Origin of the sequence: Streptomyces sp. SolWspMP-5a-2 (assembly GCF_900091845.1) — a bacterium.
In the GTDB taxonomy this organism is placed as follows: Bacteria; Actinomycetota; Actinomycetes; order Streptomycetales; family Streptomycetaceae; genus Streptomyces; species Streptomyces doudnae.
In genome coordinates, this window is record NZ_FMCI01000075.1 from 1 (window position 1) to 13,263 (window position 13,263).

Annotated in this window: 12 protein-coding genes and 1 pseudogene; 8 read left to right on the forward strand and 5 right to left on the reverse strand. The window is 73.1% G+C overall.

Translation table 11 applies throughout. The features are described from left to right. From GA0115242_RS41495 to GA0115242_RS06850, 4 genes and pseudogenes are all read left to right on the forward strand, one after another. A pseudogene (locus GA0115242_RS41495) lies at nucleotides 1–419 on the forward strand (histidine kinase); the annotation flags it as partial. Further along, nucleotides 416–853, forward strand: coding sequence for a roadblock/LC7 domain-containing protein (locus GA0115242_RS06840; RefSeq protein WP_093825559.1), 438 nt, complete (start codon nucleotides 416–418; stop codon nucleotides 851–853). The pseudogene GA0115242_RS41495 and the gene GA0115242_RS06840, both read left to right, overlap by 4 nt. A 9-nt stretch (nucleotides 854–862) precedes the next feature. Further along, nucleotides 863–1,258 (forward strand): DUF742 domain-containing protein, encoded by a 396-nt coding sequence (locus GA0115242_RS06845; RefSeq protein WP_093825561.1) that lies wholly within the window; start codon nucleotides 863–865, stop codon nucleotides 1,256–1,258. A gap of 44 nt (nucleotides 1,259–1,302) precedes the next feature. Continuing rightward, a complete protein-coding gene (locus tag GA0115242_RS06850) occupies nucleotides 1,303–1,908 on the forward strand; it encodes a GTP-binding protein (RefSeq protein WP_093825563.1) in 606 nt (201 codons plus the stop codon). A gap of 49 nt (nucleotides 1,909–1,957) precedes the next feature. On the opposite strand, the gene GA0115242_RS06855 is transcribed toward GA0115242_RS06850, so the two are convergent. Together GA0115242_RS06855 and GA0115242_RS06860 are read right to left on the reverse strand one after the other, a co-directional pair. Next, entirely contained in the window at nucleotides 1,958–3,148 is a 1,191-nt protein-coding gene (locus GA0115242_RS06855; protein ID WP_093825565.1) for a lipid-transfer protein, read from the reverse strand. Next, nucleotides 3,145–3,567: a Zn-ribbon domain-containing OB-fold protein gene (locus GA0115242_RS06860; protein WP_093825567.1), complete on the reverse strand. Its 423-nt coding sequence runs from the start codon at nucleotides 3,565–3,567 to the stop codon at nucleotides 3,145–3,147. The genes GA0115242_RS06855 and GA0115242_RS06860 overlap by 4 nt, the downstream gene beginning before the upstream one ends. 170 nt (nucleotides 3,568–3,737) lie before the next feature. Here GA0115242_RS06860 and GA0115242_RS06865 point away from each other — a divergent pair, with 170 nt between their 5' ends. Further along, the gene (locus tag GA0115242_RS06865; protein WP_093825569.1) at nucleotides 3,738–4,547 is read left to right on the forward strand and encodes a M15 family metallopeptidase; all 810 of its coding nucleotides are present in this window, start codon (nucleotides 3,738–3,740) and stop codon (nucleotides 4,545–4,547) included. A gap of 47 nt (nucleotides 4,548–4,594) precedes the next feature. Continuing rightward, complete coding sequence (locus GA0115242_RS06870) at nucleotides 4,595–5,128, forward strand: NUDIX domain-containing protein (RefSeq protein WP_093825571.1); 534 nt, start codon at nucleotides 4,595–4,597, stop codon at nucleotides 5,126–5,128. Here GA0115242_RS06870 and GA0115242_RS06875 read toward each other — a convergent pair. Further along, nucleotides 5,122–7,497 (reverse strand): glycoside hydrolase family 31 protein, encoded by a 2,376-nt coding sequence (locus GA0115242_RS06875; protein WP_093825573.1) that lies wholly within the window; start codon nucleotides 7,495–7,497, stop codon nucleotides 5,122–5,124. The genes GA0115242_RS06870 and GA0115242_RS06875 overlap by 7 nt on opposite strands. 212 nt (nucleotides 7,498–7,709) lie before the next feature. Between GA0115242_RS06875 and GA0115242_RS06880 the strand changes: the two genes are divergently transcribed. Continuing rightward, a complete protein-coding gene (locus GA0115242_RS06880) occupies nucleotides 7,710–9,677 on the forward strand; it encodes an acetoacetate--CoA ligase (RefSeq protein WP_093825575.1) in 1,968 nt (655 codons plus the stop codon). Nucleotides 9,678–9,773: 96 nt separating this feature from the next. Beyond that, nucleotides 9,774–10,658 carry a hypothetical protein gene (locus tag GA0115242_RS06885; RefSeq protein ID WP_093825577.1) on the forward strand — a complete coding sequence of 295 codons (885 nt, stop codon included), beginning with the start codon at nucleotides 9,774–9,776 and terminating at the stop codon, nucleotides 10,656–10,658. Nucleotides 10,659–10,730: 72 nt separating this feature from the next. Here the strand turns inward: GA0115242_RS06885 and ptsP are convergent, their stop codons facing one another. Together ptsP and GA0115242_RS06895 are read right to left on the reverse strand one after the other, a co-directional pair. Then, entirely contained in the window at nucleotides 10,731–12,401 is a 1,671-nt protein-coding gene (ptsP, locus tag GA0115242_RS06890; RefSeq protein ID WP_093825579.1) for a phosphoenolpyruvate--protein phosphotransferase, read from the reverse strand. A gap of 83 nt (nucleotides 12,402–12,484) precedes the next feature. Continuing rightward, nucleotides 12,485–12,934: a PTS sugar transporter subunit IIA gene (locus GA0115242_RS06895; protein WP_093825581.1), complete on the reverse strand. Its 450-nt coding sequence runs from the start codon at nucleotides 12,932–12,934 to the stop codon at nucleotides 12,485–12,487. Between the last annotated feature and the right edge of the window lie 329 nt (nucleotides 12,935–13,263).

Sequence of the window (13,263 nt, forward strand, 5' to 3'; positions counted from 1 at the left end):
CGGACCCGGCACCCGCGCTGCCCACCCGCCGCCGCGGCACCTCGCCGCTGCGGCCCGGCACCCCGGCCGAGCCCGCCGACGGCCCGAGGAGCACCGCGGGCGGTCCGGCGCCCCGGGACGCCCAGGAGTCCCGTGCGTCCCTCGGACCGCGGCGGGACGAGACCCCCGACACACCGGACGCGGGAACCGGCGCACTGCCGCGGCGCGTTCGGCAGGCGAGCCTCGCGCCGCAGCTGAAGAAGGGCCCCGGGCGCGCCCCGGAGCGCCCGCAGCCGGTGGAGCGGGACGCCGACGAAGTACGCAGCCGCATGGCCTCGCTGCAACGTGGTTGGCAGCGCGGCCGTGAGGAGAACGCCGCGGGCGAGAACGCCACCGGCGGCGCGGCACCACAGGGAACGAACAAGGGGGACGGTCGATGACCGCACCGAAGGCCACCGGCATCAGCGTGAAGAACAGCTCCGGAGAGCTGAACTGGCTCCTGGACGAGCTGGTGGAACGGGTCGCGAGCATCCGCAAGGCTCTCGTGCTCTCCGGGGACGGCCTGCCGACCGGCGTCTCCAAGGACCTCACCCGGGAGGACAGCGAGCACCTCGCCGCCGTCGCCTCCGGCTTCCACAGCCTCGCCAAGGGCGTCGGCCGCCACTTCGAGGCGGGCAGCGTCCGGCAGACCGTCGTCGAGCTGGACGACGCCTTCCTGTTCGTGACGGCCGCGGGCGACGGAAGCTGCCTCGCGGTCCTCTCGGACGCCGACTCGGACGTCGGCCAGGTCGCCTACGAGATGACGCTCCTGGTCAAGCGGGTCGGCACGCATCTGGGCTCCGCTCCCCGCACCGATCAGCCCGCGGACGGGTAGTGAGATGCCATGAGCGCTGACGGTCAGGGAAGCAGCCACTGGTTCGACGACGAGGCCGGACCGGTCGTCCGCCCGTACGCGATGACGCGCGGCCGCACCACCAGCCCGGCCCAGCACCGCCTCGACCTGATCGCGGTGGTCGTCACCGAACCGCACGTGGAGAACCCGGAGGAGGACGCGACGCTGTCCCCGGAACACGTGGACATCGTCGGGCTCTGCCGGGACACCCCGCAGTCGGTCGCCGAACTCGCCGCCGAACTCGACCTGCCTGTCGGCGTGGTGCGCGTCCTCATCGGGGACCTCGTCGACTGCGAACTCGTCCACGTGACCCGGCCCGTCCCCCCGGCCGAGCTGCCGGACGAGAGCATTCTGCGTGACGTGATCAACGGACTCCGGGCGCTGTGAACGGCGCCCGGAGCCCCCATTCCCACCCGTAGGAGAAACGCACGATGATCTTCGGGCGATCTGAGCGAGGAAAGCCCCCGGTCGAGCCCGTCACGCTCAAGATCCTGGTGGCCGGAGGCTTCGGCGTGGGCAAGACCACGCTCGTCGGCGCGGTCAGCGAGATCAGACCGCTGCGCACCGAGGAACTGCTCACCGAGGCGGGCCGCCCCGTCGACGACACGAGCGGCGTCGAGGGCAAGCACACCACGACCGTGGCGATGGACTTCGGCCGCATCACCCTCCGCGAGGACCTGGTGCTCTATCTGTTCGGCACGCCCGGACAGCAGCGCTTCTGGTTCATGTGGGACGAGCTGTCCGAGGGCGCGCTCGGCGCGATCGTGCTCGCCGACACCCGCCGCCTGGAGGACTGCTTCGCCGCCATCGACTACTTCGAACGGCGCTCCATCCCGTTCCTGGTCGGCGTCAACTGCTTCGACGGCGGCGCCCGTTATCCCGAGGACGAGGTCCGCCGCGCCCTCGACCTCGACGAGGACGTCCCGATCGTGCTGTGCGACGCGCGGGACCGCGCCTCCGTCAAGGAGATCCTGGTCGGCGTCGTCCAGCACGCGATGTCGCACGCGGCGAGCCGCCGCAACCCCGTGACGACCTGACCCGCACCCCGACTCCGCGAGCCCCGGCGGCGGCGACCCGGACAGGGCCTCACCGCACCGCGATCACCGACGAGCCGTGCCCGAACAGGCCCTGGTTGGCGGTGATCCCGACCCGGGCGCCCGCGACCTGCCGGGTGCCCGCCTGCCCGCGGAGCTGCCAGGTCAGCTCGCAGACCTGGGCGATCGCCTGCGCGGGTACGGCTTCCCCGAAGGAGGCCAGCCCTCCGCTCACGTTCACCGGTATCCGCCCGCCGAGCGCCGTCGCGCCCTCGCGCAGCAGCTTCGCGCCCTCACCCCGCGCGCACAGCCCGAGATCCTCGTACCACTGCAACTCCAGGGCGGTGGACAGGTCGTAGACCTCCGCCAGGGACAGCTCACCGGGCCCGACGCCCGCCTCCTCGTAGGCGGCCCGCGCGATCGACTCCCGGAACGACTCGTCGGCGGGGGCGACCGCGGCGGCGGAGTCCGTCGCGATGTCCGGCAGGTCGAGGACGGTCCGCGGGTAGCGCGGTGTCACCGTCGAGACGGCCCGGATCCGGACCGGCTGCGCCACCCCGTGCCGCCGCGCGAACTCCATGCTGGAGAGCACCAGCGCGGCGCCACCGTCCGACGTCGCGCAGATGTCGAGCAGCCGCAGCGGGTCGGCGACCACGGCCGAGGCGGCGACCTCCTCCGGGCCGACCGCCCGGCGGTAGCGCGCGTACGGATTCTCCGCTCCCAGCGCCGAGTTCTTCACCTTGACCAGCGCGAAGTCCTCCGTGGTGTCCCCGTGCACGGCCATCCGCCGCCGCGCGTACAGCCCGAAGTAGGCCGGGTTGGTGGCACCGAGAAGCCGGAAGCGCAGCCAGTCCGGGTCGTCCGGCCGGTCCCCTCCGGCCGGCCGGAAGAAGCCCTTCGGCGCGGCGTCGCCGCCCACCACCAGCACCACGTCCGCGAGCCCCGCGAGGATCTGCGCCCGCGCGGTGTCGACGGCCTGCGCCCCCGACGCGCACGCCGCGTACACGCTCGCCACCCGGGCGCCCTGCCAGCCCAGCGCCCTCGCGAACGTCGCCCCCGCCACATACCCGGGGTAGCCGCCACGCACGGTCACCGCGCCGACGACGGAGCCCACCTCACGCCAGGCGAGACCGGCGTCCGCGAGCGCCGCGCGGGCCGCCACCGCGCCGTACTCGGCGAAACCGCGGCCCCCTTTGCCCCACGGGTGCATGCCCGCGCCGAGCACCGCCACATCATCCGTCACGCCGTCACCTCCGTCGGCCTCCAGTGCCAGGTCAGCCAGGTGGTCGCGGTGTCCTCGTAGAGCACTCCGGGGACCACCTCCACCTCCATGCCGACCGCCAGATCGGCGACGGCGACCCCGGGAACCGCCTGCCCCAGCACCACGATCCGCTCGGTCTCCAGCTCCACAGCCATCAACGTGCAGGGGTCCCAGGGAAGTTCCGGATCGCTCACATAGGGTGACGGTGGCCGGTAACGGCTGTCCGTGTACGACCAGACCCGCCCGCGCGGCGAGAGCGGAACCTCCGCCAACTCGCCCCCAGGGCAACCGGGGTTGCGGCAGTGGGTGTCCTCGCGGGGGAAGAACACCGACGCGCAGGCGGCGCACCGGGTGCCCAGCAGGCGGAACCCCGCCTCCTCACCGATGAACCATCCCTCCACCGCTGGTTTCCGTGATCGCGCCAAAGCCCCTCCCCGACACCAGATCTGACGGAACGTCAGAAGTGTGCCACGCGGGCCGGGGAAAGGGCAGAGCGCGACAGGAGGACGGCCGCGACACGCCGCGCCGGGTCCTTCCCGGGGGCGGTGCCTCCCTGATAGATGGAGGAGCCATGACAAAAATGTCCGGTGCGGTACGCGGTCTGGTCACCGCGCTCGCCGCCCTGCTGGCCGTGACCACCGCCTCCACCACCGCCCGCGCGACCGCCGACCCCAAGTCCCCCGCCGACTTCACGGCCCTGCGCGCCGTCGACCCGACGATCCTCCAGGAGATCCGCTACCGCACCCCGCACAACTTCGTCGGCGAACCCGTCGACGGCTACCGCGAACCCCTCTGCATCCTCACCCGTCCCGCGGCCGAAGCTCTCCACCGCGCCCAACTCCGGCTGCGGCGCCAGGGATACGGCCTCAAGGTCTACGACTGCTACCGCCCGCAGCGCGCCGTGGACCACTTCGTCCGCTGGGCCGAGGACCTCGACGACCAGTCCATGAAGGGCGAGTTCTACCCGCACGTCGACAAGACCCGCCTCTTCGACGACGGCTACATCGCGGAGAAGTCCGGCCACAGTCGCGGCTCCACCATGGACCTCACGCTCGTCCGGCTCCCCGCGCGCCCCACCAGGCCCTACCGCCCCGGAGAGCCCCTCGTGCCCTGCTACGCGCCGCGCGCCGAACGCTTCCCCGACAACTCCGTCGACATGGGCACCGGCTTCGACTGCTTCGATCCCCTCGCCCACACCCTGGACCCGCGCGTCCAGGGCCCGCAACGCGCCCACCGGCTGCTCCTCAAGAACACCCTCGAAGACCTCGGCTTCGTCAACCTCGCCGAGGAGTGGTGGCACTACACCTTCAAGCCCGAGCCGTACCCCGACACCTACTTCGACTTCCCGGTGTCCCGAAAGTCCCTCACCGGCCGCCCCTGAACCGCGTCGGCACGACGCCCTCCCCACGATCGGCTACAGTCCGCCGGGTGTCCGAAACTCAGCACCCCACCCCCAACTCCGCGCCGGGCTCCCACTGTTCGAGCTGCGGCGCGCCCTACGGAGAGGGCGTCTCCGGCTGGCCCCGCACCTGCCCGGCCTGCCGGACCGTTTCCTACCGCAACCCGCTCCCGGTCGCGATCGCGCTCCAGCCCGTGTACGACACCGAGGGCACCGCCCTGGTCGTCATCACCCGGACCGTCGCCCCCGCGCTCGGCGGCGTCGCCCTGCCCGGCGGCTTCGTGGACGACCGCGAGGACTGGCGGCACGCCGTCGTCCGCGAACTCCAGGAGGAGACCGGCATCGACGCCGCGGTCCGCGACGTACGGCTCGTCGACGCCATGAGCTCCCCGGACGGACACCTCCTGCTGTTCGGCCTCCTCCCCGAACGCTCCGTCGACAGCCTCCCGGAATCCGCCGCCACCGACGAGACCGAGGGCTGGCACCTGCTGCGCCGCCCAGCGGAACTGGGCTTCCCGCTGCACACCATCGCCGCCCACGCCTGGTTCGACGGCCGCTACTGAGCCTGGTCCCCGACCAGTCCCCGCACCCGGACCGGCAGGAGCGGCTGCGCCACGCCCCCCTCGCACTCCCGCTCCACCACCAGCCGCTGACCCGCCCAACGGACGGCACGGCGCTCCGGTTCCGGATCGGCCCCGCCTTCACCCGTGTCGGTGATCAGCAGCCCGCCGCCCGAGCGCCCGGGAGCCGGCGCCCACACCTCCAACTCCACCCCGCCGTCGTCCCCCCGCACGGGGACGACGGCCCCCGCCCGCACCAGCACGGGTATCCGGGACGGCGGAGCCTCCACCAGCACCTGCGCGGGCCCCTCGTACACCCGCTCCGTGACCGCGTCGTACCAGCGCCCCCTCGGCAGCCGCACCGCGCGCCGCTCCACCCCCGGCGCCAGCACCGGCGCCACCAGCAGACAGTCACCGAGCAGGAACGCGTCCTCGCAGTCCCGCAGCGCCCGGTCCTCCGGCGCACCCCACCACACCGGCCGCACACAGGGCGTCCCCGTCCGCCGCGCCACCTGGGCCAGCGTCATGAAGTACGGCGCCAGCCGCCGCCGTTCCGCGAGCGCCACGCGCGCGTGCTCCAGCGTCTGCGCCCCGTACTCCCACAGCTCCCGCCGCCCCACCCGGGCACCCGCGTGCGTGCGGAACAGCGGCAGGTACGCGCCGAGCTGGAGCCACCGCAGCAGCAGCTCGGCCGGGACGTCCCCACCGACCCCGCCCACGTCCGTCCCCGCGTACGGGATGCCGCTCAGCCCCAGCCCCACGGTCGTCGACAACGCGGCCCGCAACCCCGGCCAGCCCGCCGCCACCTCACCCGACCAGACGCCCCCGTACCGCTGGAGCCCGGCCCACCCCGCACGCGACAGCACGAACGGCCGCTCCTCGGGCACCAGTTCGCCCAGTGCTTCGTGAGCGGCCCGCGCCATGCACAGCCCGTACACGTTGTGCGCCTCCCGGTGGTCCCCGCCCCGGCCCTCTAGGGAGTGCGCCGCCGACCACGGCAACGTCCTGTCCCCGAACGCCGCGAGGGTGGTCGGCTCGTCCAGGCCGTGCCAGAACCCGGCGAAGCCCTGCGCCACCCGCTCCGCGTACAGACCTCCCCACCACGCGCGCACCCGCGCGTGCGTGAAGTCCGGGAACACCGACTCGCCCGCGCGCGCCATCCCCCGCACCGGCCGCCCCGAGGGGTCCCGGACGAACGCGTCCAGGGCCGTCCCCGCGTCGAACACCGCGTCGCCCGGCCGGACGGCCACCGCGGGCTCCACCGGCGACACCAGCCGGATCCCGTCCCGCCGCACCTCGTCCGCCAGCACCGGCAGCTTCGGGAACCGCTCCCGGTCGACGGCGAACGCCCGCTGCCCGTCGAGGTGCCCGGCGTCCAGGTGCACCGCGTCCAGCGGCAGCCCGTGCTCCTGGAACCCGGCGACGATCCGCCGCACCTCCTGCTCGCTCCCCGCACCCCGCGCCGCGTGCTGATGCCCCAGCGCCCACGCGGGCGGCAGCGCCGGAGCACCCGTCAGCGCCGCCCAGCCGAGCAGCACGCGCGCGGGCGTGCCCACCACCACCCAGCAGCGCAGCGGACCGCCGTCCATCCGCAGCTCGCACGCCCCCGGCCGGTCGTGCCCCGACCCCGCGCCCTCCTCGCCCTCCCGCAGCGTCAGCGCGCCGTCCCACGAACAGTCGTGGAACACCAGATGCGTCGCCGCGTCCGCCACCACCAGCAGCATCGGCATCGTGACGGACAGCGGGTCCTGGCCGGGGCCGAGCGGCCGCCCGGGAGCGGTGTTCCACAGCCGGTACACCCCGTCCCGCAACCGCGGCCCCGACGCCCGCGCCCCGAGCCCGAAGAACCGCGCGTCCGCGGCCGTCTCGGAACGCTGCATCCACCGCCCCGCGCCCCCGTCCACCGGCTCCCACCAGCGCGGCGGCAGATCCCGGCGCAGCGTCACACCACCGGGCGTACGCACCTCGACCGCCCCGAGCCGCGAGACGATCACCGTCATCCGCTCCGCCACGACCCGCCAGCCGCCGTCCTTGTCCGGCTCCAGCACCGCCCGCGGATCAGGTTCGGGCGACCGCCCCGCCAGCGCGTACGACGGCTCGGGCCCCGCCCCGTCCCAGCCCCAGAAGACCGCCCCGCTGACGGTCACCAGCACCCGCAGCTCCGAGCGCGCGAACCGCACCACACCGCCACCGGGCCCCGGCTCGACCTCCCGCACCGGCCCCGGCACCCGGGCCCGCTCCGCACCCCGCGCGGGCAGCGGGCCCGCGTCCGCCCGCCTCCCGCGCCACGCCGCCGCGACGGTACGCAACCGCTGGGCCGCCCCCGAGGAACCGACCGACTTCACCGAACGCACCAGGTCACGACCGTCCATGCTGCTCACACTGCCACCGTCCGCGTCCCGCACGCGGGTCGTTCAACTGCCGTTCATCAGAGCGGCGACCACATCTTCACGCCAGGGAGTACGCGGGCGCACCCTGGTGCTGAAGTGGATCACATGGCATCGTCCGTGTCAGCCGCGTCACGCGCACACCCCCGCACGTGCGCGCCCGACGCACACGACGCGCACAGTCCGGGAGCCGCCCCATGTCGACCGTGAACCCCCAGCCGCTCTGGCGGCCAGACCCCGAGCGCATCGCCCAGGCCCGGGTCACGAAGTTCCAGGCATGGGCGTCCGCGCGGTACGGAGCCCCGGCCGACGGCGGCTACCCGGCCCTGCACCGCTGGTCCGTCGACGAACTGGACACCTTCTGGGAAGCCGTCACCGAGTGGTTCGACGTCCGCTTCTCGACGCCCTGCGCGCGCGTGCTCGGCGACCGCTCGATGCCGGGAGCCCAGTGGTTCCCCGGCGCCACCCTGAACTACGCCGAACACGCGCTGCGCGCCGCCGCGACCCGCGCGGACGAACCCGCACTCCTCCATGTCGACGAGACCCACGAACCCCGTCCCGTCACCTGGGCCGAGCTGCGCGGACAGGTCGGCTCCCTGGCCGCAGAACTCCGCGCCCTCGGCGTACGCCCCGGGGACCGCGTCAGCGGCTACCTGCCGAACATCCCGCAGGCCGTCGTCGCCCTGCTCGCCACCGCCGCCGTCGGCGCCGTCTGGACGTCCTGCGCCCCCGACTTCGGCGCCCGCAGCGTCCTCGACCGCTTCCAGCAGGTCGAACCGGTCGTCCTGTTCACCGTCGACGGCTACCGCTACGGCGGCAAGGAGCACGACCGCCGCGAGACCGTCGCCGAACTCCGCCGCGAACTGCCCACCCTGCGCGCCGTCGTGCACATCCCGCTGCTCGGCACCGACACACCCGAGGGCGCCCTGAACTGGTCCGACCTCACCGAGGCCGACACCGAACCCGTCTTCGAACAGGTGCCCTTCGACCACCCCCTCTGGGTGCTCTACTCGTCCGGCACCACCGGGCTCCCCAAGGCCATCGTCCAGTCCCAGGGCGGCATCCTCGTCGAGCACCTCAAACAGCTCGGCCTGCACTGCGACCTCGGCCCCGAGGACCGTTTCTTCTGGTACACCTCCACCGGCTGGATGATGTGGAACTTCCTCGTCTCCGGCCTCCTCACCGGCACCACCGTCGTCCTGTACGACGGCAGCCCCGGGTACCCCGACACCGGCGCCCAGTGGCGGATCGCCGAACGCACCGGCGCCACCCTCTTCGGCACTTCCGCCGCCTACGTCATGGCCTGCCGCAAGGCCGGGGTCCACCCGGCACGCGACGCCGACCTCTCCCGGGTCCGCTGTGTCGCCACCACCGGCTCGCCCCTGCCCCCCGACGGCTTCCGCTGGCTCCACGACGAGGTCCGCGACGACCTCTGGATCGCCTCCGTCAGCGGCGGCACCGACGTCTGCTCCTGCTTCGCCGGAGGCGTGCCCACCCTCCCGGTGCACATCGGCGAACTCCAGGCCCCGGCACTGGGCACCGACCTCCAGTCCTGGGACCCGCACGGCGACCCGGTGATCGACGAGGTCGGCGAACTCGTCGTCACCAACCCCATGCCCTCCATGCCGATCCGCTTCTGGAACGACCCCGACGGCAGCCGCTACCACGACAGCTACTTCGACATGTACCCCGGCGTCTGGCGCCACGGCGACTGGATCACCGTCACCTCCCGCGGCTCCGTGATCATCCACGGCCGCTCCGACTCCACGCTCAACCGGCAGGGCGTACGGATGGGCTCCGCCGACATCTACGAAGCCGTCGAACGGCTCCCGGAGATCAAGGAATCCCTCGTCATCGGCGTCGAACAGCCCGACGGCGGCTACTGGATGCCCCTCTTCGTGCACCTCGCCCCGGGCGCCACCCTGGACGACGACCTCCTCACCCGCATCAAACGCACCATCCGCGACCAGCTCTCGCCCCGCCACGTCCCCGACGAGGTCATCGAGGTCCCCGCCGTCCCGCACACCCTCACCGGCAAGCGCATCGAGGTCCCGGTCAAACGCCTGCTCCAGGGCACCCCGCTGGACAAGGCCGTCAACGCCGGCTCCATCGACGACGTCAGCCTCCTCCACTTCTACGAAGACCTCGCCCGCAAACGCCGCTGACCAGCAAGAACAGCCGCCCGACCTGCCGCAGGGTCCCCGTTGTCAGTGCCCCCGATTACTGTGAGTGAGCATTGATCGACGTGCACAGGGGGACCCATGGCACACACCGACCACCCGACCATGCGCCGCGCGCTGCGCCGCGAGATCGCGGGCACCATCGGCCTGCTGACCGACGAGCACGACTTCCGCGCCATGCGGCGCTACCGCAGCTTCACCTTCGACGACCACACCACCTACCTCCACCAGGTCGAGGCGCTCCTCAAGACCCGCGCGTCCCAGGGCGGCCACACCACGGTCGCCCTCTTCGACCCGGGGGAGTACGCCGACTACTGCGCCGAGACGGGCCTCGACCCCGACGCCCCGGCCAGCCGCACCCGCTTCACCGCACAACTGGCCTCGACCGGACCGACCGTCCCCTACGACGGCCGCCCCTTGACCGACCTCGTCCCCGCCCTCGTCGACGAAGCCGTCCGCCAGGCCACCTGGGAGTACGCCTCCACCCTCCTCGCGCGGCTGGGTGACTGCGCCGTCTGCGGCGAGGACATCGGCCGCGCCGCCTTCAGCCGCGCCTCGGCCCTGCTGGTCCGCATCCTCGACACGGCACCCCCGGGAGACCGGCACCTCGTGTGCAGCGTCTCCGCCACCCCGGAGACCCTCGTCGCCGTCCTGCGCGCCGACCAGGACGGCGAGCACACCCGCCTCGAAGAGGCCGGGGCCCTCGAATTCACCACCGTCCTCGCCCTCGGCATCGCCACCCGGACACCCGGCGGCCTGGTCATGCGCACCACCGCCCCCGGCACCACCGACCGCGTCTACGGCTGGCGTCTGCGCGGCGAGGGCCTGGCCCCGCTCACCGCGGGCGAGGTCTTCGACGCCTACTGCACCGACGTCGACTCCGGAGACCTGATCTCCCCGGAGTCCGACGTCGACTACACCGAACCGCCCGACCTCGGGGAGCAGCCGCCCGACCACCACCACTGACCACGCGCGAGGGGCGCCCCACCCGTGGGTGGAGCGCCCCTCGACGAACAGCCGTGTGCACGGCCCGCCGCACTACGCGCCGGACAGCACCGCCTCAGCGGCCTTCCGCGCGGCCTCCGCACTGTCCGTGGCCCGCGCCGCCGCCGCGGCCCGCTCGCACTGCGCCAGCGTGTACGTGGCCAGCGCCGAGCGCACGTACGGGATCGACGCGGCACCCATCGAGAGGGAGGTGACCCCCAGACCGGTCAGCACACAGGCCAGCAGCGGATCGGCCGCGGCCTCACCGCAGACACCGCAGCTCTTGCCCTCGGCCCTCGCCGCCTCCGCCGACAGCGCGACCAGGTCGAGCAGCGCGGGCTGCCACGGGTCCTGGAGCCGGGACACCGCGCCCACCTGACGGTCGGCGGCGAACGTGTACTGGGCGAGGTCGTTGGTGCCCAGCGACAGGAACTCGACCTCCTGGAGGATCGACCGCGCCCGCAGCGCGGCCGACGGGATCTCCACCATCGCGCCGAACTTGGCCCGCAGCCCCGCCGCACGGCAGGCGTCCGCGAACGCCTTGGCGTCGGCGCGGTCCGCGACCATCGGCGCCATGACCTCCAGCTGGACGGGCAGCCCCTCGGCCGCCTTCGCCAGCGCGGTCAGCTGGGTGCGCAGCACGTCGGGGTGATCGAGCAGCGACCGCAGCCCCCGCACACCCAGCGCCGGGTTCGGCTCGTCGGCGGGGGTCAGGAAGTCGAGCGGCTTGTCCGCACCGGCGTCGAGCACCCGCACGACGACCCGGCCCTCCGGGAACGCCTCCAGCACCGCGCGGTACGCCTCGACCTGCTTCTCCTCCGACGGCGCCTTGGTGCTGTCGTCCAGGAAGAGGAACTCGGTGCGGAACAGGCCGACACCCTCGGCACCGGCCTCGACGGCGGCCGGGACGTCCGCGGGCCCGCCCACGTTCGCCAGCAGCGGCACCTTGTGTCCGTCGGAGGTGGCACCCGGCCCGGAGGAGGCGGCGAGGGCCGCCTTCCGCTCGGCGTCCTTGCTCTCCAGCAGCGACCGCTGCTCCGCACTGGGGTCCACGAAGATCTCGCCGCTGCCGCCGTCGACCGCGACGACGACGCCCTCGGCCAGTTCACCGGCTCCCGGCAGCGCCACCACGGCCGGCACCCCGAGGGCGCGCGCCAGGATCGCGCTGTGGCTGGTCGGCCCGCCCTCCTCGGTGACAAAGCCGAGCACCAGGGCCGGGTCGAGCAGTGCGGTGTCCGCGGGCGCGAGGTCCCGCGCGATGAGCACGTACGGCTCGTCACTGTCCGGCAGACCGGGCATCGGGACCCCGAGCAGCCGGGCGACGATACGGTTCCGCACGTCGTCGAGGTCGGCGACCCGGCCCGCCAGGTACTCGCCCGCGTTGGCGAGCAGCTCCCGGTACGAGGCGAACGCGTCGTAGACACCCCGCTCGGCGGTGCCGCCGCCGGAGATGCGCCGGTCGACGTCCGACATCAGCTCGGGGTCCTGGGCCATCATGGCCTGCGCCTCGAGCACCGCCTGCGCCTCACCGCCCGCCGTGGCGCCGCGCGCCATGAGGTCGGCGGCCACGGCCTCCACGGCCTGACGGGCGCGCGCCTGCTCGGACTCCGCCTGATCCGCGGAGATCTGCTTCGCGGGCGGTTCCAGGACCGCCGTCCCCATGTGCCGAACCTCGCCGATGGCCACACCGTGGCTCACGCCGACGCCTCGCAGCGTTGTCTCCATCTCACCCGTCTCCGCTTAGTGCGGCGGGCCCCGCCGCCGCGTTGGTTGTCCTCTGTGCCGTCACACGCCGTCGGGCGACGATGTCACTGCCAGGAGAAGAGAGCGTCCCCGGTCTTCACGTCGCCGCTCTCGGTGAGGCCGGCGAGGGAGTCGGCGGTCGCCTCCAGCGCCACGATCGGGCAGACCGGGGACTTGCCGGCCTCCTCGACGGCGGCCGGGTTCCAGCGCACCACGCTCTGGCCGCGCGTGACCGTGTCCCCCTTGTTCACCAGCAGCTCGAAGCCCTCTCCGTTGAGCTGCACGGTGTCGATGCCGAGGTGGGTGAGCACACCGTGCCCCTCGCCGTCCACGACGACGAAGGCGTGCGGGTGGAGGGAGACGATGACCCCGTCCACGGGGGAGACCGCCTCGGAGGGCTCCCGCACCGGGTCGATCGCGGTACCCGGGCCCACCATGGCCCCGGAGAAGACCGGGTCCGGAACGGCAGCAAGTCCGATGGCGCGTCCGGAGAGGGGGGACGTCACGGTGGTCATGGGAAGCCTCCGAGGGGTGAAGCTGCGTAGAGAGCTGCGCTCGGGCCGTCACTTCCTGTGTCGAACGGCCCGCTGAGCAGCAGCGTATGTCAGATGAAGTGCGGGTTCCGCATGAAAGCTACCAGTTACTGGTCTAGACCACCAGCCTAATGGATTTGCACCTGCTTCCGGGCCGCGTGTACAGTCGTAGCCTGCCAACGACCAGGGGGCGGAACTTCACGCCCCGGTCCGGCAGCACCCAACTTGTCAGATCCTATCTCGGGGTCATCTTCCGCATGCCTGCGGGACGGTGGTCAGAGAGACAGAAAATCACTGATAGAGTTTGGAAC